The sequence below is a fragment of the Mesorhizobium sp. WSM4844 genome, assembly GCF_055811775.1.
This window is the reverse complement of sequence record NZ_JBVVQB010000071.1, coordinates 1-22,672: the sequence shown is the minus strand read 5'-3', so window position 1 is coordinate 22,672 and position 22,672 is coordinate 1. Positions and strand designations below refer to the sequence as shown.

The 22,672-nt window shown below is 63.3% G+C and carries 25 protein-coding genes and 1 pseudogene; 16 read left to right on the top strand and 10 right to left on the bottom strand.

Going from position 1 to position 22,672, the window contains the following annotated elements:
- Position 1 precedes the first annotated feature (1 nt).
- On the bottom strand, positions 2-250 hold the full coding sequence (locus AC0L2A_RS32320; protein WP_027151153.1) for a type II toxin-antitoxin system RelE family toxin: 249 nt from the start codon (positions 248-250) through the stop codon (positions 2-4).
- A gap of 71 nt (positions 251-321) precedes the next feature.
- Positions 322-1,548 carry a glutamine-hydrolyzing carbamoyl-phosphate synthase small subunit gene (gene carA / locus AC0L2A_RS32315; RefSeq protein ID WP_473612263.1) on the bottom strand — a complete coding sequence of 409 codons (1,227 nt, stop codon included), beginning with the start codon at positions 1,546-1,548 and terminating at the stop codon, positions 322-324.
- Positions 1,549-1,809: 261 nt separating this feature from the next.
- Here carA and AC0L2A_RS32310 point away from each other — a divergent pair, with 261 nt between their 5' ends.
- Entirely contained in the window at positions 1,810-2,259 is a 450-nt protein-coding gene (locus AC0L2A_RS32310) for a GatB/YqeY domain-containing protein (protein WP_473612261.1), read from the top strand.
- A gap of 76 nt (positions 2,260-2,335) precedes the next feature.
- Here AC0L2A_RS32310 and AC0L2A_RS32305 read toward each other — a convergent pair whose 3' ends face one another.
- Positions 2,336-2,788, bottom strand: coding sequence for a DUF1801 domain-containing protein (locus tag AC0L2A_RS32305; RefSeq protein WP_473612269.1), 453 nt, complete (start codon positions 2,786-2,788; stop codon positions 2,336-2,338).
- A gap of 187 nt (positions 2,789-2,975) precedes the next feature.
- Between AC0L2A_RS32305 and AC0L2A_RS32300 the strand changes: the two genes are divergently transcribed.
- Complete coding sequence (locus AC0L2A_RS32300; protein ID WP_473612260.1) at positions 2,976-3,851, top strand: arginase family protein; 876 nt, start codon at positions 2,976-2,978, stop codon at positions 3,849-3,851.
- Positions 3,852-3,864: 13 nt separating this feature from the next.
- Here AC0L2A_RS32300 and AC0L2A_RS32295 read toward each other — a convergent pair whose 3' ends face one another.
- Positions 3,865-4,368: a DUF1801 domain-containing protein gene (locus AC0L2A_RS32295; protein ID WP_473612259.1), complete on the bottom strand. Its 504-nt coding sequence runs from the start codon at positions 4,366-4,368 to the stop codon at positions 3,865-3,867.
- A 108-nt stretch (positions 4,369-4,476) separates the two neighbouring features.
- On the opposite strand from AC0L2A_RS32295, the gene AC0L2A_RS32290 reads away from it, so the two are divergent.
- Positions 4,477-5,034: a GNAT family N-acetyltransferase gene (locus tag AC0L2A_RS32290; protein ID WP_473612257.1), complete on the top strand. Its 558-nt coding sequence runs from the start codon at positions 4,477-4,479 to the stop codon at positions 5,032-5,034.
- Positions 5,035-5,044: 10 nt separating this feature from the next.
- Here AC0L2A_RS32290 and AC0L2A_RS32285 read toward each other — a convergent pair.
- From AC0L2A_RS32285 to AC0L2A_RS32275, 3 genes and pseudogenes are all read right to left on the bottom strand, one after another.
- Positions 5,045-6,225 (bottom strand): annotated as a pseudogene (locus AC0L2A_RS32285) (MFS transporter).
- A 126-nt stretch (positions 6,226-6,351) separates the two neighbouring features.
- Entirely contained in the window at positions 6,352-6,564 is a 213-nt protein-coding gene (locus AC0L2A_RS32280) for a DUF2061 domain-containing protein (protein WP_473612256.1), read from the bottom strand.
- A 209-nt stretch (positions 6,565-6,773) separates the two neighbouring features.
- Positions 6,774-8,438 carry a Na/Pi cotransporter family protein gene (locus AC0L2A_RS32275; protein ID WP_236387235.1) on the bottom strand — a complete coding sequence of 555 codons (1,665 nt, stop codon included), beginning with the start codon at positions 8,436-8,438 and terminating at the stop codon, positions 6,774-6,776.
- 44 nt (positions 8,439-8,482) lie between these two features.
- On the opposite strand from AC0L2A_RS32275, the gene AC0L2A_RS32270 reads away from it, so the two are divergent.
- The 8 genes from AC0L2A_RS32270 (at position 8,483) to AC0L2A_RS32235 (ending at position 15,986) form a co-directional block, all read left to right on the top strand.
- Complete coding sequence (locus AC0L2A_RS32270) at positions 8,483-8,713, top strand: hypothetical protein (protein ID WP_473612254.1); 231 nt, start codon at positions 8,483-8,485, stop codon at positions 8,711-8,713.
- Between the two features lie 91 nt (positions 8,714-8,804).
- Positions 8,805-9,170: an RcnB family protein gene (locus AC0L2A_RS32265; protein ID WP_023799752.1), complete on the top strand. Its 366-nt coding sequence runs from the start codon at positions 8,805-8,807 to the stop codon at positions 9,168-9,170.
- Between the two features lie 153 nt (positions 9,171-9,323).
- Positions 9,324-11,315, top strand: coding sequence for a DNA primase (gene dnaG / locus AC0L2A_RS32260; protein ID WP_473612253.1), 1,992 nt, complete (start codon positions 9,324-9,326; stop codon positions 11,313-11,315).
- Positions 11,316-11,699: 384 nt separating this feature from the next.
- Complete coding sequence (gene rpoD, locus AC0L2A_RS32255; protein ID WP_023799750.1) at positions 11,700-13,721, top strand: RNA polymerase sigma factor RpoD; 2,022 nt, start codon at positions 11,700-11,702, stop codon at positions 13,719-13,721.
- 202 nt (positions 13,722-13,923) lie between these two features.
- Positions 13,924-14,217 carry a GYD domain-containing protein gene (locus AC0L2A_RS32250; protein ID WP_091595053.1) on the top strand — a complete coding sequence of 98 codons (294 nt, stop codon included), beginning with the start codon at positions 13,924-13,926 and terminating at the stop codon, positions 14,215-14,217.
- Between the two features lie 181 nt (positions 14,218-14,398).
- The gene (locus AC0L2A_RS32245; RefSeq protein ID WP_287239963.1) at positions 14,399-14,779 is read left to right on the top strand and encodes a thiol-disulfide oxidoreductase DCC family protein; all 381 of its coding nucleotides are present in this window, start codon (positions 14,399-14,401) and stop codon (positions 14,777-14,779) included.
- A gap of 135 nt (positions 14,780-14,914) precedes the next feature.
- Positions 14,915-15,586 (top strand): PadR family transcriptional regulator, encoded by a 672-nt coding sequence (locus AC0L2A_RS32240; protein ID WP_473517828.1) that lies wholly within the window; start codon positions 14,915-14,917, stop codon positions 15,584-15,586.
- A gap of 106 nt (positions 15,587-15,692) precedes the next feature.
- The gene (locus AC0L2A_RS32235; RefSeq protein ID WP_065009209.1) at positions 15,693-15,986 is read left to right on the top strand and encodes an HlyU family transcriptional regulator; all 294 of its coding nucleotides are present in this window, start codon (positions 15,693-15,695) and stop codon (positions 15,984-15,986) included.
- Positions 15,987-16,079: 93 nt separating this feature from the next.
- Here the strand turns inward: AC0L2A_RS32235 and AC0L2A_RS32230 are convergent, their stop codons facing one another.
- Positions 16,080-16,718, bottom strand: a complete 639-nt coding sequence (locus tag AC0L2A_RS32230) for an FMN-dependent NADH-azoreductase (RefSeq protein ID WP_023799745.1) — start codon at positions 16,716-16,718, stop codon at positions 16,080-16,082.
- 107 nt (positions 16,719-16,825) lie between these two features.
- Between AC0L2A_RS32230 and AC0L2A_RS32225 the strand changes: the two genes are divergently transcribed.
- Positions 16,826-17,773, top strand: coding sequence for a LysR family transcriptional regulator (locus tag AC0L2A_RS32225; RefSeq protein ID WP_128170293.1), 948 nt, complete (start codon positions 16,826-16,828; stop codon positions 17,771-17,773).
- Here the strand turns inward: AC0L2A_RS32225 and AC0L2A_RS32220 are convergent.
- Positions 17,715-18,332, bottom strand: a complete 618-nt coding sequence (locus AC0L2A_RS32220; RefSeq protein WP_473517827.1) for a TetR/AcrR family transcriptional regulator — start codon at positions 18,330-18,332, stop codon at positions 17,715-17,717. The two genes, AC0L2A_RS32225 and AC0L2A_RS32220, sit on opposite strands and share 59 nt — an antisense overlap.
- A gap of 67 nt (positions 18,333-18,399) precedes the next feature.
- Here AC0L2A_RS32220 and AC0L2A_RS32215 point away from each other — a divergent pair, with 67 nt between their 5' ends.
- The gene (locus AC0L2A_RS32215) at positions 18,400-18,822 is read left to right on the top strand and encodes a VOC family protein (protein ID WP_473519305.1); all 423 of its coding nucleotides are present in this window, start codon (positions 18,400-18,402) and stop codon (positions 18,820-18,822) included.
- Positions 18,823-18,933: 111 nt separating this feature from the next.
- Positions 18,934-19,845 (top strand): arginase family protein, encoded by a 912-nt coding sequence (locus AC0L2A_RS32210; protein ID WP_473612251.1) that lies wholly within the window; start codon positions 18,934-18,936, stop codon positions 19,843-19,845.
- A 3-nt stretch (positions 19,846-19,848) separates the two neighbouring features.
- Here AC0L2A_RS32210 and AC0L2A_RS32205 read toward each other — a convergent pair whose 3' ends face one another.
- Positions 19,849-20,796 (bottom strand): S1C family serine protease, encoded by a 948-nt coding sequence (locus AC0L2A_RS32205; protein WP_287073538.1) that lies wholly within the window; start codon positions 20,794-20,796, stop codon positions 19,849-19,851.
- 272 nt (positions 20,797-21,068) lie between these two features.
- Between AC0L2A_RS32205 and AC0L2A_RS32200 the strand changes: the two genes are divergently transcribed.
- Together AC0L2A_RS32200 and AC0L2A_RS32195 are read left to right on the top strand one after the other, a co-directional pair.
- The gene (locus tag AC0L2A_RS32200) at positions 21,069-21,941 is read left to right on the top strand and encodes a S1C family serine protease (RefSeq protein ID WP_473612250.1); all 873 of its coding nucleotides are present in this window, start codon (positions 21,069-21,071) and stop codon (positions 21,939-21,941) included.
- Between the two features lie 8 nt (positions 21,942-21,949).
- Positions 21,950-22,600, top strand: a complete 651-nt coding sequence (locus tag AC0L2A_RS32195; protein ID WP_473612248.1) for a helix-turn-helix transcriptional regulator — start codon at positions 21,950-21,952, stop codon at positions 22,598-22,600.
- Positions 22,601-22,672 lie beyond the last annotated feature (72 nt).

The following is a 22,672-nucleotide window of genomic DNA, read 5'->3' as shown; positions in this document are numbered from 1 at the left end:
ATCACCGACGGTAGGTTGTCGTTTCTCGTTTGCCGATGTAGATCGCGAGGATCGTCGTGCGGTCTTCATCGAATATGATCCGGTAGCGACCGATCCGCAATCTGTAGCCGTCCCTGCCGGCAAGGCGCTTGATATCTCCCCGCCCGCTGACGGCATAGGAGATCAGGCCTTCGGAGACCTGCTCGCGGACATCTGTCGGCAGGTTGTCGAGATCGCGAGCCGCCGATACCGAGAGGATAATCGTCTTCACGGTGATGATATCGCAGATTTATCGCCGAAAGTTAAGCGATATTATTGCCGAGACTTCTCGCGTACAGATAGTCAGCGCTCTGCCAGCGCCGGCTCGCCGCGCTTTTCGCGGATGAGATTGACGAAGCGGCGGAACAGATAATGCGAATCCTGCGGGCCCGGCGAGGCTTCGGGATGATGCTGGACCGAGAACACCGGCCTGCCGGTCAGGGTGATGCCGCAGTTCGAGCCGTCGAACAGCGAGACATGGGTTTCTTCGACGCCCGTGGGCAACGAGTCGGCATCGACGGCAAAGCCGTGGTTCATCGAGACGATCTCAACCTTGCCGGTGGTGTGATCCTTGACCGGATGATTGGCGCCGTGATGGCCTTGATGCATTTTGGCGGTCCTGCCGCCAAGCGCCAGCGCCAGCATCTGGTGGCCGAGGCAGATGCCGAAGACCGGGATGTCGGTCTTCAGCAAGTCCCGGATGACCGGAACGGCATAGTCGCCGGTGGCTTCCGGGTCGCCGGGACCGTTGGAGAGAAAGATCCCGTCGGGCCGCATGGCGAGGATATCCTCGGCGCCGGTGTTGGCCGGCACCACGGTGACTTTGGCGCCCAGGCCGGCAAGCAGGCGCAATATGTTGCGTTTTACGCCGTAGTCGATGGCGACGACATGCATGGACGGATCGGTCTGTTCGCCAAAGCCCTCGTCCCAGACCCACGGCGTCTCGCGCCAGACCGAGGACTGGCCGGAAGTGACGTCCTTGGCCAGGTCAAGCCCGATCAGGCCGGACCACGCAACGGCGCGGCGCTTCAGCTCCTCGATGTCGAAGATGCCGTCGGGCGCGTGCGCGATGACGGCGTTGGGCATGCCCTTTTCGCGGATCAGCGCGGTCAGCGCCCGGGTGTCGATGCCCGAAAGCGCCACGATGCCACGTTTCTTCAGCCATTGGTCGAGACCAGAAGCGGCGCGATAGCTGGACGGATTGGTGACGTCGGCCTTGAACACGGCGCCGACTGCGCCGGCGCGGGCAACAGGGTTGAGATCCTCGATGTCCTCGTCATTGGTGCCGATATTGCCGATATGCGGAAAGGTGAAGGTGACGATCTGGCCGGCATAGGACGGGTCGGTGAGGATTTCCTGATAGCCTGTCAGCGCGGTGTTGAAGCAGACTTCGGCGACGGCGGAGCCGGTGGCGCCAAGGCCGCGGCCCTCGATGACGGTGCCGTCGGCCAGCACCAGCAAGGCGGTCGGCTTCTCGGTGGCCCAAAGGGGGGTCGACGCGGGGGTCGACGCGGCGGTCATCGTTGCCATGGCGGCACTCCTAAAGGCTGCGCCCTTCAATCGGCGCAACGAAAGGCGCGAAGCAGCGATTTCACAGCCTCGGCGCCCAACTAAAAAGTCAGTTCATGCAAGGCCCAGTACATAGGGGAAGGCGCCAGAGCGGTCAATGATGCGACGCCCGCAGCCGAGATTTATTTCGTCAAGCAATATCAGCGGTTTGCCGGGTGGAGTCGAATTTGCCTTGGGCATTCGGCACGGCTATTGTCCGTCGCATTCGAAGGAGAAAGCATCATGCGCGGCAAAATCGCCGAATCCCTGAAGAGCGCGATGAAGGCGCAGGACAAGCGTCGGCTGCCGACATTGCGGCTGATCCAGGCGGCCATTCACGACCGCGACATTGCCAATCGCGGCGCCGGCAAGGAGCCGGCCAGCGACGACGAGATCCTGCAGATCCTGGCCAAAATGGTGAAGCAGCGCGAAGAGTCGGCTAAGGCTTTCGACGACGGCAAACGGCCGGAGCTTGCCGCGCAGGAGCGCGACGAGATGGGCATCATCCGCGATTTCCTGCCGACGCAACTGGGGCAGGCCGAGACCGAAACGGCGATCCGCGCCGCCATCGCCGAGACCGGCGCCAGCGGCGTCAAGGACATGGGCAAGGTTATGGCCGTGCTCAAGGAGAAATACGCCGGCCAGATGGATTTCTCCAAGGCGAGCGGTATCGTCAAGGGACTGCTGCAGTAGGATTTTGCCGCTGCAGCGATACTCAAAAAGGCCTCGAAAGAGGCGAGCGCGAGGCGCCAGCCCGGCCGGATGATCCTCAAGCGTTCTTTGGTTTCCGAGAGCGAGTAGCTCGCACCGACAGGTTCAGTGCCACCGCGGCGCGAATGAGCGCCTTCAACGCCTCTTCATCGATCGTGTCGCCCTCATGGATGTCGATGGCGCGCCTGGTGTTGCCTTCGAGGCTGGAGTTGAAGAGGCCAGAAGGGTCCTCCAGCGAGGCGCCCTTGGCGAAGGTCATTTTCACGACATTCTTGTAGGTCTCACCGGTGCAGATAATTCCGGCGTGTTCCCACACCGGAACCCCTCTCCACTTCCACGCCTCGACCACTTCGGGATCGGCCTGCTTGATGAGGGTTCGGATCCGAGCGAGCATCTCGCCCCGCCAATCGCTCAGCTCGTTGATTCTCGCATCTATCAACTGAGAGGGAGTGTCTCCTCCTGCTCCCTCCGTCGAGCCGCCCTTCTTCATGGCTGTTGTCGCTTTGGTCATGATTGGTCCCAGTGGCGTTGTGCACGTCGGCGTCTGGCGTCTCACGACGGCATCGATACGACGAGCCGTTTGCCGTTCCGGCGCGGGCAACAAACTCTCGACGTCGAGGAGGAACCTTCGTCGCTCCAGACCCGTTTTGCAACCAGGATCATACGAAAAACGGAGCTTCGATTTGGCGGCGCGTTTGTTGAACATCTTCGGCGCCGCCACCAGCGCCGGCGCCTATTCGCCAGGGCAGGAACAAGCCCCCGCGGCCTTTCGGCGGCATGGGCTCGCAGAGGGGCTCGCCAGCCGAGGCAGAACCATCAGGGATCATGGCGATGTTGCATCGTTCCGCTGGCGGCCGGATTCTTCGCGGCCGCAGGCCATGAACCTGGAGGCCGTGCGCGGGGCTTGTGACTTGGTAGCAAGCCACGTGGCGACGGCGATTTCAGCGCAGGAAGACGTGCTTGTTTTGGGCGGCGATTGTACCGTGGAGTTGGGCACGGTCGCCGGGGCGAACGCGGCCGGCGCGCGGATCGGACTCGTCTACATGGACTTTGACGCCGATCTCAACACACCTGACACGAGCGACGGCGCCTTGGACTGGACTGGTGTCGCCCATCTGCTCAACATCCCGGGATGCGAGCCTTCGCTCGCCGGGCTCGGCCCAACGCGTCCGATGCTCGTGCCTCAGCAACTCCTCTATTTCGGCGTCGAGAATATCACTGCGCCTGAAGCCGCCGCGATCAGAGATCACGCGATCAAGGTCATTTCGCGTGAGGAAGCTTTGATTGATATCGAGGCGGCGGCCGCGCGCGCAACCGAATGGGCGGCGCGCTTTGACTGCGTGCTTATTCACTTCGATGCCGATGTGCTCTCCTTTATCGATTTCCCGATTGCTGAGAATGTGCGCCGTTGCGACGGTCTCAAACTGGAGCAAGCCGCCTTCGTGCTAAAGCAGTTGACCGCCCTGCAGCAATGGCGCGGCCTGACCGTCACAGAAGTTAATCCGGCCCATGCGCCAGACGAGCCCACCGCGTTTGCACGCCTGAATGAGGTGCTTGCAGACGCCCTTGGCTAATTCGTGATGCATCTCACAGTCGCTCGCCTGGCAATTGGCTGGCTTGCTTCACCCAGGCGGCGAACTGGGCTTCGTCGAGCTGGTCCTCATAAATGTCGAGGTAGCGCACGTCCTTGTGCCTGGACTCGCCGGGAGGAACAGGACGCAGTGACGTGCCCCGGAAGAAGGTCACTTTGACGTAGCGGGTGAAGACATGAAACGACAGGAACCAGCCCTGGCCTTCGATGCCGTAAAACGGCGAGTTCCATTTGACGGCTTTGTGCACGCCGGGGACGGTGCGCACGATGATTGCGTCGAGGCGGCGCCCGACATCGCTTTTCCAGCCCGGCATGGCCGCGATGTAGGCCTGCACCGGGGCGTCACCTTCGGCCTTCGCGATCTGGGGGTTGCCGCCTGCGAGGAGTGCCGGCTTCGCTTCCTTGCCGGACTGCGGCTTCGGCGTCGCCTTGCGCGGTTTGGTTGCCGCGCCCCGCTCGGCGGCGGCCTTCGCCGACTTCTCGGACCTGTGGTCGGCCATTGTGTTCACTCCAAAGTAGGTGGCCCAATCGATGACATTTGATTTTAGAAAGCCGCCCCTGAAGATCAACTTCAGAATCCGAGGGCGGCAGCGGAGCGATCGTACGTCATGGTTGAACTCGTCAAACCGGCGCTTGAACATCTGCCGTCGTACAAGGCCGCCCTTGAGCGCGGCTGGTCGCCGGACAATGTGCGGCTGATGGAGGCGACACGCGAGCAGCTTGCGGCCATCGAAAAGAATCCAACGGCCTTCCTCGCCGATCTCGACGACCCCGATGCCAAGGGTGGTCCGGTCACCTTGCCTGATGGGACGAACGTGCCGCGCCTGCCGGGATTCCGGCGCTGGATCTGGGACGGCGAAGTCGCCGGCTTGATCGGCCTTCGCTGGCAGCGCGGCACCGCCGAGCTGCCGCCACATGTGCTCGGCCACATCGGCTATGCCGTAGTGCCATGGAAGCGGCGGCGCGGCCATGCGACAGAGGCAGTGAGGCTGATGCTCGGCGAGGCGAGGGCGCTCGGCCTGCCCTTCGTCGAGATCACCGCCAAGCCGGGTAATCTCGCCTCGCAGAAGGTGGTCCTGGCCAATGGCGGACGGCTCGTCGGGCGATTCTTCGAGGACGCTGCCTATGGCGGCGCCGAAAGCCTGCGCTATCGCATCGACCTGTAGCGCCTGCCGACTATTCGGCAGCGGCCGGCAGCGGCGGCATCGTGTTTCGGCGCCACTCCCAGATATGTGAGGCGAGTGCTACCGCCACGGCGACCAGCATGGCCATGGCGCCAACCACCGGCAGGCTGCGATAGCCATAACCGGCATTGAGCATGGCGGCGCCGAGCGAGGCGGCCAGCGCGATGCCGACATTGAAGCCGGCCGGGATAAGCGATGAGGCGAGATTGGAGGCGTCCGCCGTCCAGGTCAGGATACGGGTCTGGATCGGGGTGCCGATGGCAAAGCTGAGACCACCCCAGATAGTGATCGCAACGACCATCGGCACCGGGTACGGGCTGGCGGCGTAAATGACGGCAAGTGTCACCGCCTGCATGAAAAGCATGGTGATGAGCGACGGCATCAGTTTCCAGTCGGAGAGCCGCCCGCCAAGAAAGACGCCGATCGTCGCGCCGACACCGTTGAGTAGCAGCACCCAGGGCACCAGGCCCTCGCCGAGGCCGGTGACTTCAAGCAGCGTCGGCGTGATGTAGGTGAACAGGCCGAACTGGCCGATCATCAGCATCAGCATGAGGATTAGCGACGTCCAAACCTGCTGGCGTGCGAGCACGCGGACCTCGCTGCCGAAACTGACGGGCCGGCGCGACGATCCCGTCCGGCGCGGCACGAGGGCGGCCATGGCGGCGATGGAAACCACACCAAGCGCGCACATCACCCAGAACGTCGCGCGCCACCCCCAGATATTGCCGATCGCCGTGCCGGCCGGCACGCCGATGACATTGGAGACCGTGAGGCCCGACAGGATGAGCGCAACGGCCATTCACGCTGGTCCTGGCGGACCAGGCCGACCGCCACAACCATTGCGACGCCGAAATAGGCGCCGTGCGCCACGGCCACCGCAATCCGCAACAGCAACATGGAGGCGAAGTCGGGTGCAAGGGCGCAGGCGGCCTGGCCGATGGTGAAGGCTGCGGCAAGGCCGAGCAGCAAGGTCTTGCGGGAAATCGCCTTGGTGGCGAGCGTCAACAGCGGTCCGCCGATCGCGATCCCACCGGCGTAGCCGGAGACGAGATAGCCGGCGGTTGGGATGGAGACGCCAAGGCCATCCGCCACCTGCGGCAGCACGCCGGCGATGACGAACTCGGTGGTGCCGAATGCGAACGCAGCGATGAACAGGGCGATGAGGGGAAGCATGGCGCGGGAAGGCGATCCTTGAACGAGATGGCTCAAATCACGGACGAGAGCGGCGGGCAATCCAGAAATTCTCGACGCCGCTTTAGGTTTTCTTCATCGGTTCAGCCAAGCTCCGGCCGCACAAGGCTAGACGGTCGTCGTCTTCCTTCCGTAGGGGATTTTCAACCACGCCCGCTCGTGAAAATAGTAGAGCAGCGATTTGGTGATGACCTCGGTCACGCCGATGGCCGCAGCGAGCTTGATGCTGCCCGTCACGATGAGCGAAATGATTATCGTGTCGACCGTGCCGGTGACGCGCCAGGAAAGCGCCTTGGCGAAACTGGGCGAATGGGTATCCATAGACTTTCTCCCGGCGGATTTTAAGCGATCCTTAGAGCGCCTTGCGTTCTGGTGGAACCAAAACCGCGCTCCAGGTCTTTGCTTGACGCGTGTTGTCCGACGCCAAGCGAAGACGGTTGGCTGAAAAATGCTCTAGCCGACAGACGGAAGGGTTAGCAAAGACTAATTTTCGCGCGCCGGCTCCAGGCAATTCCCGCGCTGGGCCCAATCTATCCGGCCTTCAGCCGCGAGCCGGTGAGCAGGCCGCGTTCCTCGAGCACGGGGTAGGCTATCGAGGCAAGCAGCGAATTGATCTGCTTCAGGTCGCGGATAGTGTCGAGATGGATGGAACTGGTCTCGACGCTCTTGGCGGTGCCGTCGCGCAGCCGCACGAAATGGCTGGCGCTGGTCTCCTTCTCGCGGTCGCGCAGCCGATCCTTTTCCAGCACCAGCTGGCGGGCGGTCTCCGGATCGCGCGAGACCAGCACGTTGAAGGCAAGCCGCGCGTTGGCGAGCACCGAAGCGTGGAAGCCGCTAAGCTCGCGCCAACCCTCGGGCGTGAACTCCAGCCCGCGCTCGAGCTTCTTCCTGACATGCACCAGCATGTTGCGCACGATGATGTCGCCGACCTGTTCGAGCTTGACGCAGGCGCCGATCAACTCCTGGCAACGCAGCGCCTCGTCCTCGCTCAGCGGGTTCCTGGTGACCTTGGCCAGATAGAGCTTTATCGACGCATGTTTCTTGTCGACGCGGTCGTCGAGCGCGGCCAGCGCCTTGATCTTGTCGGCGTCGGCGCTTTCATAGAGCTCGATGATGCGCTTCAGCATGATCTCGACCGTCTCGCAGACCCGCACCACCTCACGGGTGGCGTTGGCCAGCGCCTGGCTCGGCACATCGAGGGCGCTGTCGTTGAGCGCGGACAGTTCGACGACGTCGAGCGCTTCTGCCGGCGCCGGTTTGGTGCCGAGCGCCACGATCTTTTCCGAAACGCGGTAGACGAGGCCGGCCAATGGCAGGCCGGCAACCAGGATCAGGATGTTGAAGAGGATATGGGCGTTGACGATCTGGTCGGGCACGGTGGCGCCGAGAAAGGCGACCGACGGCTTCAACCACAGGAACAGGATCAGCATGGCCAGCGAGCCCATGCCGCGCATCAGGAGATTGCCGATCGGTACGACACGCACGCCCGGCTCCGCATTGCGGGTGAGCAGCGGCGCGATGATCGACGAACCCAGATTGACGCCGAGCACCAGCACGATGCCGAGTTCGGGCGGGATGAAGCCGCGGCCGGCGAGCGTCACCATCAAAAGGACCGCGGCGATCGAGGAATGGAACAGCCAGGTGACCAGCGCCGCCAGCAGATAGGCGGTGACCGGATCGCCGGAGAAGTAATCGACGACGACCGGCATCAGGGTGCTCTGGCGCAGCGGCTCCGAGGCCTGGCCGATCATTTCCAGCGACAACACCAGCAGGCCGATGCCGACCAGGATGCGGCCGAACTGGCGCCAGTCGCGCCGCTCGGTGGCCATGAACATGACGGTGCCGGCGACAAGACAGACCGGCACCAGCAGCGACAGGTCGAAGGTGAGCAGCTTGACCACCAGCGCCGAGCCGATCTCGGCGCCGCGCACGGCAAGCTGGCCCGATATGCCGCTGACGATGCCGGCGCCGGCGAAGGAGCCGACCAGCAAGGTGACAGCGGTGGAGCTTTGCAGGGCGATCGCCAGGCCGCAGCCGGCCAGAACCGCCATGAAAGGATTGCGCATGGTGGCGCGCAGCTTGTGGCGCAGCACATCGCCATAGGCGCGCTCGACACCTGTCTTCACCAAGCGGGTGGCAAACAGCATCAGCGCCACCGCGCCGGCAAGATGCAGCAAAACGACTGAACCGCTCATGTCAGGCTCGCATTCCGACAGCCACCAGCAATATGGGAGCCGTGATGGCAAAGGCGCAAAAGAGGGGGCGAATCAAGGACATTGCAAAGGTCGATACTACTCCGATTACTTTTAGCCGGATAATAAATTTTGCGCGACAGGGCGTGTCGGAAATGGATGGATCGCAAAATGGTTGCATCGCCGGCCGGCTTCTTGATGGTCGCGCGTTCAAGTGCCGGCGACCGCTTCAGATCAGGTTTGAGTTGAGTGTTGAATTAGCTATTATAAATATTTGAAATCATTACTAAAATGTAATCCGTGTGTTCAGTTTCGGTTCATTTTTCGGGCTCTATTGCTTGGGCATCAACAATCAAGGAGTACCCCGTCATGAAACGTATCATTCTTTCCGCAGTCGCCGTATCGATGCTGGCTGCGACGTCCCTGCAGGGCCAGGCAGCGCCGCTGAACGCACCGAATGCACCGCAGTCGACCTACAGCCAGGTCGACTGGAAGAAGCCGGACAGGCACGTCAAGACGCGCGTCGTGGTGAAGAAGAAAGTCGTCGTCAAGAGGAACCATTGGCGCAACGGCCAGAGATATTCGAGCTGGAGGCGCCACCAGCCGGTCCGCGACTATCGCCACTATGGCCTGCGTCGTCCGGGCCGTGGCCAGGAATGGATCCGCGTCGGCAACGACTATCTCTTGGTCAGCGTCGTCTCCGGCATCATCTTCGGCGCGATTGCCGCGCACTGACCGTCAAACGTCGACCGGCGCAATGCCGGACAGGAAAGAAGGCGGCCCGCAACGGCCGCCTTCTTTTTGCCCTGTGAAAACCGGGTATGGTTCGCATTAGGAGTCGTCGGGTTTCGCCGGCGTGATTATATGGAGGCAAACGAGCCGTTCCCGATGCGCTTTCCACCTGCCTTCCTCGACGAGATACGCGACCGCGTGCCGATTTCCTCGGTGATCGGCCAGCGCGTGGCGTGGGACAGGAAGAAGACCAACGCGCCGCGCGGCGATTATTGGGCGTGCTGTCCCTTCCATGGCGAGAAGAGCCCGTCCTTTCACTGCGAGGACAAGAAGGGACGCTATCATTGCTTCGGCTGCTCGGTTTCGGGCGACCACTTCAAATTCCTCACCGAACTCGACGGGATGAGCTTTCCCGAAGCAGTCGAGAAGATCGCCGACATGGCCGGCGTGCCGATGCCGGTGCGCGATGCCCAGGAGGAACGGCGCGAAAAGGAACGCGCCAGCCTGACCGAAGTCATGGAAATGGCGACCGCCTTCTTCCAGGAGCGGCTGCAGGGACCGGAAGGCGCAAAAGCCCGCGCCTATCTGCGCGACCGCGGGCTGACGCCGGCGACGCAGCAGTCGTTCCGGCTCGGCTATGCGCCCGACAGTCGCAATGCGCTGAAGGAGCATCTTGCCGCCAAGGGCGTGCCCAAGGCCGATATCGAGGCATGCGGGCTGGTGCGCCATGGCGACGACGTTCCGGTTTCCTACGATTGGTTCCGCGACCGCATCATGTTCCCGATCCCGGACTCCAGAGGCAAGATAATCGCCTTTGGCGGGCGGGCGCTGGCAGCCGATGCGCTCGCCAAATACATGAATTCGCCCGACACCGAGCTCTTCCACAAGGGCAACGTGCTCTATAATTTCGCCCGAGCGCGCCAAGCGCTGGGAAAGGGGGCGCTGGGAAAGGGGGCGCTGGCCAAGGGCGGCACGGTGATTGCGGTCGAGGGCTATATGGACGTGATCGCGCTGGCGCAGGCCGGTTTCGAAAATGTCGTGGCGCCGCTCGGCACCGCGCTGACCGAAAACCAGCTTGAACTGCTGTGGCGGATGGCCGGCGAGCCGGTGCTGTGCTTCGATGGCGACCAGGCCGGACTGAAGGCGGCATGGCGCGCCGCCGACATGGCGCTGCCGGCGGTCCAGGCAGGCCGCTCGGTGCGTTTTGCGCTTCTGCCCGAAGGCAAGGACCCCGACGATCTGGTCAAGGCCGAAGGGCCGGACGCGTTTGGCGCCGTGCTTTCCGAGGCGCGGCCGCTCGCCGACCTTTTGTGGATGCGCGAAACGGCCGGCGGCATCTTCGACACGCCGGAACGACGGGCGGAACTGGAAAAAACGCTGCGCGAACTGACCAGCCGCATCCGCGACGAGAGCTTGCGCTATCACTACCAACAGGAAATGCGCGAGCGAGTGCTAAGCTTTTTCGGCGCCCAGCGCGGCGCGCGCCAAGCCTATCAAGGGGGGCGTCAAGATGGGCGGCCCGGCGGGCGCTTTCAGGGCAAGGGCTCAGCTGCTGGTGGACAGTTCGCACGCGGCGGCAATGCCGGCGGACGCACCGCGATCACCGAAAGCCTTGGCCGCTCGGCGCTGGTCAAGCGCGGCAGCGAGGGGATGTCGGTGCGCGAGGCGACGATCATCGCAGCTCTTGTCAATCATCCGGCGCTGATCGACGAGAATTTCGCGCATGTCGAGTTCCTCGACCTCGCCAACACAGATCTGAAGCGATTGCACGCGGCCATCCTCGATGCGATGGCGCATGACATGGCCAACGACCGCAACGCGGTGATCGCGACGATCGAACGTGCCGGCTGCGGCGAGATCTGGGCGCGCGTGGTGGCGCTGATCAAACGGGCGCGGCAATGGCCGGCGCTGGAAACAGCCGGACTTGACGATGCCCGCGACGCCTTCAGCCAGGCGCTCCACTTGCAGCGCAGCGCGCGCACATTACATAAGGAGCTGAAACAGGCAGAAGCGGCGCTCGCCAGCGATCCCACGGACGAAAATTACCGGCATCTCGTCGAGATCCAGGCGCAATTTCGTGATGTGCAGGCAACGGAGGCGCTGATCGAAGGGTTCGGCGTGTCTTCGGGCAGGGCCGGGCGGGTGTAGGTCGAAGCTTACGAAAGAGTGAAAGTGCAGACCGTGCTTGTGCGCCGAATCAGCCGCGGCGCGTTAAGTCGGGTAATTGATTCGCTTTTTTCATGCGAATCATGCGAGAGGCGCTTGACCTTCTGGCAGAATGACGGAATCAGGACGATTCGAAACGTTAACCCGCGCCGGCGTCGACGGAAATGCAGCGATGTGAGGTACCGGTCACTGGACAGGCAGTCAGCCTGCCACAGATACCAGGGTTAATCTGGACTTAACGAGAGATGCAGTTACTGGCCCGGGGAAACGCGTTCTAGCGCGAGTGCATCTGATAAACCGGTACGGCAGCTTACGCGGCTTGATACTTATGCGGCTAGATACCTGGCCGCTTGGAGAAAATAAAGAATGGCGACAAAAGAAAAGGAAGAGGTCGAGACCGAACGTGAAGGCGCCACCGATGGCCCTCTGCTCGACCTTTCCGACGATGCTGTCAAGAAGATGATCAAGGCCGCCAAGAAGCGCGGCTATGTCACCATGGACGAACTGAATTCGGTGCTGCCCTCGGAGGAAGTCACCTCCGAGCAGATCGAGGACACGATGGCCATGCTCTCCGACATGGGCATCAACGTGGTCGAGGACGACGAGCAGGGCGAGGAGCCCGAAGCCGCCGACGCGGCTGCCGACGCCGAGGAAGACGCCAACGAACTGGCCGAGCAGACCGGCACCGCCGTTGCTGCGACGACCACCAAGAAAGAGCCGACCGATCGCACCGACGATCCGGTTCGCATGTATCTGCGCGAGATGGGCTCGGTCGAGCTTCTGTCGCGCGAGGGCGAAATCGCGATTGCCAAGCGCATCGAGGCTGGCCGCGAGACGATGATCGCGGGCCTGTGCGAAAGCCCGCTGACCTTCCAGGCCATCATCATCTGGCGTGACGAGCTCAACGAATCGAAGATCCTCTTGCGCGAGATCATCGACCTCGAAGCGACCTATGCCGGACCGGAGGCCAAGCAGGCGCCGGTGGTCGAGCGGATCGAGGAAGCCAAGACCGACGACAAGCCGCGCCGTTCGCGCGAGGACGAGGACGACATCACCAATGTCGGCGGCGACACGCGCGGTCTGACTGATGACGACGAGGAAGACGAGGACGAAGCCAGCCTGTCGCTGGCGGCGATGGAAGCGGAGCTGCGCCCGCAGGTGATGGAGACGCTCGACGTCATCGCCGACACCTACAAGAAGTTGCGCAAGCTGCAGGACCAGCAGGTCGAGAACCGGCTGGCTGCCGCCGGCACGCTGTCGCCCAGCCAGGACCGCCGGCTGAAGGAGCTGAAGGACCAGCTGATCAAGGCGGTGAAGTCGCTATCCCTGAACACGGCGCGCATCGAGGCATTGGTCGAGCAACTCTACGACATCAACAAGCGCCTGGTGCAGAACGAAGGCAAGCTGTTGCGGCTGGCCGAAAGCTATGGCGTGCGCCGCGAGGAATTCCTGAAGGAGTATCAGGGCTCGGAGCTCGATCCCAACTGGACGCGCTCGATCGGCAATCTGACCTCGCGCGGCTGGAAGGAATTCACCAAGAACGAGAAGGACGCGATCCGCGACCTGCGCGCCGAGATCCAGAACCTCGCCACCGAAACGGCGATCTCGATCCTGGAATTCCGCAGGATCGTCAACCAGGTGCAGAAGGGCGAGCGCGAAGCCGCGATCGCCAAGAAGGAAATGGTCGAGGCCAATCTGCGCCTCGTCATTTCCATCGCCAAGAAATACACCAATCGCGGCCTGCAGTTCCTCGATCTGATCCAGGAAGGCAATATCGGCCTGATGAAGGCGGTCGACAAATTCGAATATCGCCGCGGCTACAAGTTCTCGACCTATGCGACGTGGTGGATCCGGCAAGCGATCACCCGCTCGATCGCCGACCAGGCGCGCACCATCCGCATTCCGGTGCATATGATCGAGACGATCAACAAGATCGTGCGCACCTCGCGCCAGATGCTGCACGAGATCGGCCGCGAGCCGACGCCGGAGGAACTGGCGGAAAAGCTCGCCATGCCGCTGGAAAAAGTGCGCAAGGTGCTGAAGATCGCCAAGGAACCGATCTCGCTCGAAACGCCGGTCGGCGACGAGGAGGATTCGCATCTGGGCGATTTCATCGAGGACAAGATGGCGATCCTGCCGATCGACGCGGCGATCCAGGCCAATCTGCGCGAGACGACGACGCGGGTGCTTGCTTCGCTCACCCCGCGTGAAGAGCGCGTGCTCAGAATGCGCTTCGGCATCGGCATGAACACCGACCACACGCTGGAGGAAGTCGGCCAGCAGTTCTCGGTCACCCGAGAGCGCATTCGCCAGATCGAAGCCAAGGCGCTGCGCAAGCTCAAGCACCCGAGCCGCTCGCGCAAGCTGCGGAGCTTCCTCGACAGTTGATGCCGGGTAACGGATAGCAATTTAAAGGGCGCTGCGGCGCCCTTTTTCGTTCAGGGATTGTCTCGCCGGACGGTGCGGTTGTTGTTGCAGCATACCGGCTGTGGGAGGATAATCGGGTGTCGGATGCATTTTCTGGGCGACAAACCCGGATGCCCGCCCCGGCGGTGACGCCGCGCTCCGAGGCCTCCGGAGGGAGGTGTGCATGACAACCTATATCGTGCTGATCAACTGGACTGAGCAGGGCGCCAGAAATGTGCGCGAGTCGCCGAAGCGGCTCGATGCCGCCAAGAAGCTGCTGGGAGACATGGGCGGCTCGTTCAAGGCGTTTTATCTCACCATGGGCGAATGCGATATGGTGGCGGTCGTCGAAGCGCCCGACGATGCGGTGCTCGCTCGTTTCTCGCTTATGCTGGCGACAGGCGGCAACGTGAGGACGCGGACGCTCAAGGCGTTCCCGGAATTGGCCTATCGCGAAATCGTCGCCTCGCTCGGCTGAGGCGTGCGCGGCCATAGACCCGCGCAAGCTGCCGGACATCGGACGGTCAGGCGCCGCTCGACGGCGCCTGGCCAGCTTGGTGCGGAATGTGTCTGGTCCGAAGTGACTGGCCCGAAATGTTGCGGGGCGAAGGTGTTTCCCGGATAGTCAGCACAGCACTTCCACGCGCGTATCGAGACCCATGCCCAAGCCTCTGCTGACCATCTGGTACAATACCCGTTGTCCGGTTTGCGATGCCGGCATCGTCAGGCAGAAGCGGCGGCTGGTCGAGGCGATCAAGGCCGGGCGGATCGCGTTTCGCGACATCAATGCCGAACCGGCGGCGCTGGCCGGATACGGCGTGTCGCTGGACGACATCCGCCGCCGGCTGCATGCAACCGATGCGGACGGCAAGCTGCTGGTCGGCGCCGACGTCGCAATTGCCGTCTGGCTAAGAACGCCGGGCGAGGGCTGGCTGGCCGCGCTGTTCGGCAATCGCGCCGTGCTGCCGCTGACGCGCTATGCCTATAATCGCTTCGCCGATCTTCTCTATGCCTGGAACCGGCGCAAGGGCCGCTGGTAACCGGTATTAGCCAAGCTCGGTGACGAAATCAATCTGGTGGCACCGTTCTCAGATACATCGTAAGATATATCTTGACTCAACGGCCTCATTCGCATAATTGAGATATATCGTAAGACATAACTCAAGGAGCAGACAATGCACGGACATCATCATTTCGGCGAGCATGCCGAGCGCGTTTTCATGCATATGGCCGGCAAGTTCGGCGGTCGTGGCGGCGGCTTCGGCCCATTCGGCCACGGTATGAGGGGCGGCGGGCGCGGCGGGCCGGGCGACATGTTCCGCGCCGGGCGTATGCTGGCCGACGGCGATCTCAAGCTGATCACGCTGTCGCTGCTGGCCGAGGCGCCGCGCCACGGCTATGACATCATCAAGGCGCTGGAGGAACGCACCAGCGGCGTCTACAGCCCGAGCCCCGGCGTGGTCTATCCGACGCTGACCTTCCTGGAAGAGGCCGGCTATGCCGTCTCGTCGGCGGAAGGCAACAAGAAGGTGTTTTCGATTACCGAGGCAGGGCAGGCGCATCTCAATGACAATCGCGAGATGATCGACCATGTGCTCGATCATCTCGAGCGTTTCGGCCGCAAGATGGCAAAGGCGCGTGACTGGTTCGGCTGGAATGACGATGGCGAGGATAGCGGACGTCGCGGCCGCGGCGGTTCGAAAAAGCGCGACGAATTCCGCGCCGTGCGCCAGCGGCTACGCGCAGCCCTCGGCGACATTGTCGACGCGCCCGCTGAAAAACAGGCCGAGGCGATCGCGATATTGAAAGGGGCGGCCGAAGCCCTCGAAGCGCTGTCGCGCGACTGACTTCCAGGCCGGATGCGGGTCTTGCCCGTTTACCTAAGGATCGCTAGTGAAATCATCCTGCACCACGCTATGTGATGCAGGATGATAGCCGTTGGAGGGCGCGCCCATGTCTTTTCTGAAACGTCTTTTCGGCGGTGGCGGCGGTGACGCGGGCGAGCCAAAGAGTGCTGCACCGGCAAAGCAGATCGAGCACAAGGGATTTTTGATCAGCGCCACGCCGTACAAGGCGGAGGGCCAATACCAGACCTGCGGCGTGGTTTCCAAGGAGATCGACGGCGTGATGAAGGAGCACAAATTCATCCGCGCCGATCGTTTTGCCGGGCTCGACGACGCTGTCGACATCTCGATCAAAAAGGGCATTCAGCTGGTCGACGAACAGGGCGAGAAGATGTTCGGGTGAGACCCGATCGATCTCCGGCGCATCTTGAAACGAACAAGGCAAGCGCCCTGTCAGGCGCCTGCCTTTGATTTCAAGTTGCCGACGGCTGGCGGCCTACGCCGCCGCAGCCTGTTTGCTTACGGTCGATGTCACCAAGGCATCCACCTTGGCTGATGCCTTGGCCAGAGCGGCAGTGACCGCATCCGGCCCCATGCCGACGCCTTCGATGCGGATGACTTCGACGTCGGTCATGCCGATGAAGCCAAGCACGCTGCGCAGGTAAGGGATGGCGTGGTCCATCTGTACGGCAGCGCCTTCCGAATAGATGCCGCCCGAGGCCAGGACGATGTAGACCTTCTTGCCGGTGACGAGGCCCTTCGGGCCATTCTCGCCATAAGAGAAAGTCTTGCCGGTGCGGGAGACGTGGTCGACCCAGGATTTCAGCGTCGACGAGATGCCGAAATTGATGAATCCGGTGGCCAGGATAATGGTGTCGGCCGCAAACAGTTCATCGAGCACGCCGTCGGAAACGCCGACGACCTCGGCCTGGCGCTGGGTGCGGGCCTCGGCGGGCGTATAGATGCCGGTCGAATAGTCCGGATCGATGTGCGGCAGCGGGTTTGCCACGAGATCGCGTGCGACCAATTTGGCCGAAGGATCGGCGGCGAGCAGCTTTTCCGCAAGTTCAGTGGCGATGCGGGTCGAATGCGAGGCATTGCCGCGCGGACTGGATGTGACGAGAAGGATGGACATGGCGGTCTCCAGGGTTGGCTGAACTGTCCCGACCTATATGGGCGAGCTGACCCATTTGAAAAACCGGTATATTTTATGTATGTTCCATCCAAATAGTGGATAGAACGATGCAGCCAAACCCGACGCTCGATCAGCTTCAGATCCTTGTCACCGTCGCCGACACCGGCAGCTTCTCCGCCGCCGGCCGCAAGCTCAACCGAGCGCAGTCGGTCATCAGCTACGCCATCGCCAATCTCGAGGCGCAGCTTGGGCTGAAACTGTTCGAGCGCGAGGGCACGCGCGAGCCGCATCTGACCGATGTCGGCCGGGCGACGCTGGAAGATGCGCGGCGCATGGTCGGCGTATTGCAGCGAATCCGCTCTCGCGTCGACAGCCACAAGCAGGGCTTGGAGGCTGAAGTCGCGCTGTCGGTCGATGCGACGCTGCCTTCCACCGTGCTGGTGCGCGTGTTGAAGGCGTTCGAGGCGCAATTTCCAACCGTGATGCTGCGCCTGCATATCGGCACGCTCGGGCTGATCCCCGATCATGTCGTCAATGGACATGCCGATCTCGGTATTGGCGGCCTGCTGGGCGAGGTCGACGCGCATCTTGTGCGCATTGGCTTCATGTCGATGGTGCCGGCGGCCGCGCCAAGCCATCCGCTGGCGCTGCTTCCCAAGCCGGTGCCGCTGGAGGAGGTGCGCGAACACATCCAACTTGTCGTGAGCGACCAGTCCGAGCGCACCAAAGGGCGCGACTACGGCGTCTATGCCTACCGCACCTGGCGACTTACGGATATGCGAACCAAGCATGCGCTGATGCGCGAAGGATTGGGCTGGGGCGGACTGCCGCGATGGTTGATTGCTGACGATGTGGCCAACGGCCGGCTGGTGGAACTCGATCTGGAGCCGTATCGCGAAGTCCGCGCGCCGCTTTATGCCATGCACCGCGCCGACCGTAGCCCGAAGCCGGCTGCGGCCTGGCTGATCGACCAGTTCAAGCGCCAGCTTGGCTGTTTCAACGAGTTCGAGCCGAACCAGGGGCCTGGGGCGACAGACCATCAATCAGCGCCATGAGAACGGCACGGTAGTCCTCGGTCGAATCGCCTGCTTCGATGGCGAGCGCCGCGCGGTCGAAGGCGGCGGCAAGCAGCGCGGTCAGCGCTTCCACCGGCAATCTCATCATGGACTGCGAGCGCATCGCGGCAACCAGGCCTTCGCGCAACGAGCGGTTGCCGTGGCGGTCGTCGATCTCGTCCATGGCTGCGCGGCCGAGCACGGCCGGCCCGTCGAGCAACAGCAGCCGGGTGCGGCCGGGTGCGCGCATGGCGGCAAGATAGGCATCCGAGCCGGCGATCAGCGCATCGCGGGCAAACAGCGAGGGCGGCGAGGCGCGCTCGATCTCTTCCGCCACAGCCGCCGCCTCCTGCTCGACCACTGCGGCGAACAGCGCCTGCTTGTCGGCAAAGTGATGATAGAGCGCGCCGCGGGTGACGCCGGCCGCAGCCACGATCTCTGGCGTGCCGGTCTCCGCATAGGACTTCTCGGTGAACAGTTTTCGCGCCGCAGCGATCAGGTCGGCGCGCGTCGCTTCGGTGCGATCGCGGTTGGAGCGGCGCGCGGTTCTTTGTTGCATACATTCAGCCTGTATGTTAATGCATATTTGCATGCAGACTGTATGTTATTTGGCGGGAGAAGGAAAGATGAAGACGACAAGCTATTACCCGGTGCTGATGACCGGCGACGTTGCCGGCACGAAGGCCTTCTATGTCGCGCATTTCAGCTTCAAGCCGCTGTTCGAGAGCGACTGGTACGTGCATCTGCAATCAACCGAAGATCGCCGCGTCAATCTCGGCATCGTCCATGGCGATCATGAAACCATTCCTGAGGAAGGGCGCGGCCGTACCTCCGGCCTGCTGATCAATTTCGAGGTCAAGAACCCGGATGCGGTCTATGAGCGGGTCATCGCCGCCGGCCTGCCGATCCTGTGCAGCCTGCGCGACGAAGCCTTCGGCCAGCGCCATTTCATCACCAAAGACCCCAATGGCGTGCTGATCGACGTGATCAAGCCGATCCCGCCGAGCGCCGAGTTTCTGGAGCAGTTTGTTGAAGGCGCGGCGGCCTGAGCGGGATAGCGGCTGGCAGGAATTGTCTGTAGATATAACCTGAAGCCTTCAGCCGCGTGGCCGGTCATGTCTTTGCGGTCTATGCTGAGCTCATCAGCCTGGGCCCATTCCATGCGTGAAATCTGCCTTGTCCGCGCACCCTCCAACCTTGGCCTGCGTCCGCTGAGGCCAGGTCATATTCCGGGGACGTGGCGTGCGCCGCAGGCGTTGACCGAAGCCGGCCTGATCGAGACGCTTTCGCCCCTCAAAGTGGTTGATCTTGATCGGCCCGCCTATAACACGGAGCCGCAGCCGGGCACCCGGCTGCGCAACGGCAATGCGATACGCAGCTTCAATCTCGGACTCGCCGAAGTGGTTGCCGGCGCGCTGAGACGAGGCGAGTTCCCGCTGGTCGTCGGTGGCGACTGCGCGGTTCTGCTTGGCGCGCTGGCTGGCGCACGGCGATCTGGTCCGCTGGCACTGGTCCATGTCGACGGCCACAGCGATTTCCGCCATCCGGGCAATTACGACGTCGATGCTTCGCTCGGCTCGGCCGCCGGCATGGACCTTGCGCTCGCCACCGGACGTGGTGAGCCGTTGCTGACCGACTGGCCTGAGATCGCGAGCCCGCTTGTTGCGGACGAACAGGTGATTCAGATCGGCGAACGCGAGAACCGCGACCCCGACTTCGCCTGGCCCGGCATCAATTCGACCGCGATGACGCTGATCGATGTTTTTGCCGTGCGGGAGCTCGGCGCGGCAAAGGTCCTGGAAAAGACCTGGACCACGCTGGCGCGAACCGGCTGGCCCTATTGGGTGCATTTCGACGTCGATGCGCTCGACCAGACGGTGATGCCGGCGGTGGATTCACCAGGCAGTCCAGGCATCGATCCCGACGATCTCGTCGCCATCCTCGCGGCGCTGGTGGCGGATCCGCGCTGCACTGGAATGGACATGACGATTTTCGATCCGGACCTCGATCCGACCGGCGAGCTGGCGGTGCTGCTGGTTTCGCTGCTTGGCCAGATGTTTGCGCCGCGATAGTTGTCAGGCCCGCGCCTCCGGCATCACCGTGACCTGAGCAATGCCGGAGCGGCGCACCACTGTGCACAGCGTCTCGCGGCCGATGCGCTCGGCGTCGAGCAAGCGCACCAGATCGTCGACGCCGGTGACCGGGCGGCCGTCGATGGCGGCGATGATGTCGCCCTCTTTCAGGCCGGCTCTGGCGGCCGGGCTGTTCGCCTCGACACTGCGCAGGCGCACAGCCGTGCTGCTCGACACTTGCGACAAAAGGGCGGCGCGACGCGGCAGGTTTGTCGTATCGGCGGAGACACCGATGAAGGCGCGGCGGACGCGGCCGAAGCGGATGATCTCGGAAATGACGAAATTGGCGGTGTTGGAGGCAACCGCGAAGGCAATGCCTTGCGCGCCATGGATCATGGCGGTGTTGACGCCGATAACCTCGCCCGCCGACGACACCAGCGGTCCGCCGGAATTGCCGGGGTTGAGCGCTGCGTCGGTCTGGATGACATCGTCGATCAGCCGGCCGGTGGAGGCACGCATCGAGCGGCCCAGCGCCGAGACGACGCCTGATGTGACGGTCCATTCGAAGCCGAGCGGGTTGCCGATGGCAATGGCGATCTGGCCGCGCCGCAGGCGCTTGGAATCGCCGAGCGGCGCGATATCGGCAAAGCTGCCGTCGGCACGCACCAGCGCGATGTCGGTGTCGGGGTCGCGGCCGAGAACGCGGCCTTCTCTGGAGACGCCGTCCGGCATGGTGACGCGGACGCTGCGGGCATCGCCGACGACGTGGAAATTGGTGACGACCAGCCCATCCGGCGTGATGACGAAGCCTGAGCCTTGGCCGCCGGCGCCACCGATGCGCTCGATGCGGCAGACGGCGGGACCGATGCGGTCCACGGCATCGGCGACCGTTGCCGAATAATCATCGAGCAGCGCATCGTCGAACTGCAATTGCTGGGCGGGGAGGGACATAGCAGGGCTCCGTGTCTTTAGAGCAAGATGAAGGATGCCTATATGTGCGGAGCGGCCGGATCGGCCGCGACCTGACCAGATGGCCAGTCCAACGCCCAACTAGCCGTCAGGCGAGTACCCGCCAACGCGCTGCCGAGCGATATCTGGGGTAGAGCGACGAGCGTCCATTGGACGCTCAAAGTGCGCTCTAAGACTTTGAGTTCTCGCATCGTGCTTTCCGACAAATCGATGCCGATTTTCGGGCCGATGCGAAAAAGACCCAGGAGACCGACATGAGCGACTTCAATCTGAGCGCATTTTCCGACGCCATAGCCGATATCGCCGTCGCAGCGGCGCCGGCGACGGCGAGCTTCGCTACGCATCAGCATCGCACCGCGACCGCCTTCCACTGGCGCGACGGCTATTTTGTCGCTGCCGAGGAGGCGGTTGAGGTCGGCGAGGAGATCGAGCTGACGCTTTCTTCGGGCGATAAGGTGAAGGCTGAGCTGGTCGGCCGCGATCCATCCACCGGGACCGCCCTTCTGAAGCCGACCGGCGCACCGGACGTGCCGCCGCTGGCCGAGGCAGGCACGGCGCGGCCGGGCCATCTGGCCATTGCCGTCGGCAATAGCGACGGTGCGTCGCTCGCTGCATTCGGAACGGTTGGTGAGGTCGGTCCGGCCTGGCGCTCGATGCGCGGCGGCACGATCGACCGGCGCATCAATCTGGCCGTCAATGCCGGTGGCCGTTTCGAGGGCGGCCCGGTGCTCGACGCCAAGGGCGCACTGATCGGCATGCTTTTGTTCGGGCCGCGCCGGCGGGCGCTGGTCATGCCTTACGAGACGATCGAACGGGCGGTGGCGACGCTGCGCGAGAAGGGCCATGTCGCGCGCGGCTATCTCGGCGCCGGCCTGCACCCGATCCGCAACGGCGACACGCATGGCGCGATGGTGATGAGCCTCGACGACAATGGCCCGGCGAAGGCGGCCGGCCTGCATCTTGGCGACATCATCGCGTCGTGGAACGGCGAGGCCGTGCACGGCCCGCGCGAGCTGATCCGCAGGCTCGGGCCGGACAGCGCCGGCGCGTCGGTGACGCTCGGCGTGGTGCGCGGCGGCGAACGGCGCGACGTCGTGCTGACCATCGGCGAAAAGCCGCTAAACTGAGAAGATCGATGGCAAGTCACAGGGTCACGGGGCGGCGGCTGACGGTGCTGATCGCGCTCGATGACGTCGTGCGCGCCGAGCACCTGTCCGTCGCTCTTGCCGCGACCGGCGATCTGCTGCCGATTGTGGCCGGTAGCACCAATAGCGCCGACAGAGCGGATGTCGCGATCGTCGATGGCGTTTACCTGGAAAGAGGGGGCGTGGAAGGCGGGCCCAGCGATCCCGCGATACCTCGGGTGCTCCTGTCGCAACGAGCGAGCCGGCAGCGGCCGGCCGATACCGTGTTTGCCGTGCTGCCGCCGGCAGTGGACGATCTGCTGATCGCTGCCGCCGCGCGACTGGCGGCGGCTGGCTATCGGATCTCGGGCGAGGGCCGCCCCTTGTCCGATCGACATGACGATTTCGCCTTCCATGACGACGATCTCTCCGACGAGGAGCCGGTCGGCGACAGCGCCGGCCGGCCGGTGCTGTCGCCGCGCGAGAGCGAAGTGCTGGCGCTTTTGGCCGAGGGCGCGCCCAACAAGGTGATCGCGCGGCGCCTGAACATTTCCGTGCATACGGCGAAGTTCCACGTCGCGGCGATTCTGATCAAGCTAGGTGCGGCCAACCGCACCGACGCTATCGCCATCGCCATGCGACAAGGCCTGGTGCTGGTTTAGTGAATGACGTCCCAAGGCAGGATGTCGGGCGACCATTGTCAAAGTTTGCGCCGCCCCTCATCCGCCTGCCGG

Bases quoted from the DNA above. Each gene is read 5' to 3' on its own strand.
- carA (WP_473612263.1), bottom strand. From the start codon at position 1,548: ATGGCAACGATGACCGCCGCGTCGACCCCCGCGTCGACCCCCCTTTGG.
- AC0L2A_RS32310 (WP_473612261.1), top strand. From the start codon at position 1,810: ATGCGCGGCAAAATCGCCGAATCCCTGAAGAGCGCGATGAAGGCGCAG.
- AC0L2A_RS32305 (WP_473612269.1), bottom strand. From the start codon at position 2,788: ATGACCAAAGCGACAACAGCCATGAAGAAGGGCGGCTCGACGGAGGGA.
- AC0L2A_RS32295 (WP_473612259.1), bottom strand. From the start codon at position 4,368: ATGGCCGACCACAGGTCCGAGAAGTCGGCGAAGGCCGCCGCCGAGCGG.
- AC0L2A_RS32290 (WP_473612257.1), top strand. From the start codon at position 4,477: ATGGTTGAACTCGTCAAACCGGCGCTTGAACATCTGCCGTCGTACAAG.
- AC0L2A_RS32280 (WP_473612256.1), bottom strand. From the start codon at position 6,564: ATGGATACCCATTCGCCCAGTTTCGCCAAGGCGCTTTCCTGGCGCGTC.
- AC0L2A_RS32275 (WP_236387235.1), bottom strand. From the start codon at position 8,438: ATGAGCGGTTCAGTCGTTTTGCTGCATCTTGCCGGCGCGGTGGCGCTG.
- AC0L2A_RS32270 (WP_473612254.1), top strand. From the start codon at position 8,483: ATGGCAAAGGCGCAAAAGAGGGGGCGAATCAAGGACATTGCAAAGGTC.
- AC0L2A_RS32265 (WP_023799752.1), top strand. From the start codon at position 8,805: ATGAAACGTATCATTCTTTCCGCAGTCGCCGTATCGATGCTGGCTGCG.
- dnaG (WP_473612253.1), top strand. From the start codon at position 9,324: ATGCGCTTTCCACCTGCCTTCCTCGACGAGATACGCGACCGCGTGCCG.
- rpoD (WP_023799750.1), top strand. From the start codon at position 11,700: ATGGCGACAAAAGAAAAGGAAGAGGTCGAGACCGAACGTGAAGGCGCC.
- AC0L2A_RS32250 (WP_091595053.1), top strand. From the start codon at position 13,924: ATGACAACCTATATCGTGCTGATCAACTGGACTGAGCAGGGCGCCAGA.
- AC0L2A_RS32245 (WP_287239963.1), top strand. From the start codon at position 14,399: ATGCCCAAGCCTCTGCTGACCATCTGGTACAATACCCGTTGTCCGGTT.
- AC0L2A_RS32240 (WP_473517828.1), top strand. From the start codon at position 14,915: ATGCACGGACATCATCATTTCGGCGAGCATGCCGAGCGCGTTTTCATG.
- AC0L2A_RS32235 (WP_065009209.1), top strand. From the start codon at position 15,693: ATGTCTTTTCTGAAACGTCTTTTCGGCGGTGGCGGCGGTGACGCGGGC.
- AC0L2A_RS32230 (WP_023799745.1), bottom strand. From the start codon at position 16,718: ATGTCCATCCTTCTCGTCACATCCAGTCCGCGCGGCAATGCCTCGCAT.
- AC0L2A_RS32225 (WP_128170293.1), top strand. From the start codon at position 16,826: ATGCAGCCAAACCCGACGCTCGATCAGCTTCAGATCCTTGTCACCGTC.
- AC0L2A_RS32220 (WP_473517827.1), bottom strand. From the start codon at position 18,332: ATGCAACAAAGAACCGCGCGCCGCTCCAACCGCGATCGCACCGAAGCG.
- AC0L2A_RS32215 (WP_473519305.1), top strand. From the start codon at position 18,400: ATGAAGACGACAAGCTATTACCCGGTGCTGATGACCGGCGACGTTGCC.
- AC0L2A_RS32210 (WP_473612251.1), top strand. From the start codon at position 18,934: ATGCGTGAAATCTGCCTTGTCCGCGCACCCTCCAACCTTGGCCTGCGT.
- AC0L2A_RS32205 (WP_287073538.1), bottom strand. From the start codon at position 20,796: ATGTCCCTCCCCGCCCAGCAATTGCAGTTCGACGATGCGCTGCTCGAT.
- AC0L2A_RS32200 (WP_473612250.1), top strand. From the start codon at position 21,069: ATGAGCGACTTCAATCTGAGCGCATTTTCCGACGCCATAGCCGATATC.
- AC0L2A_RS32195 (WP_473612248.1), top strand. From the start codon at position 21,950: ATGGCAAGTCACAGGGTCACGGGGCGGCGGCTGACGGTGCTGATCGCG.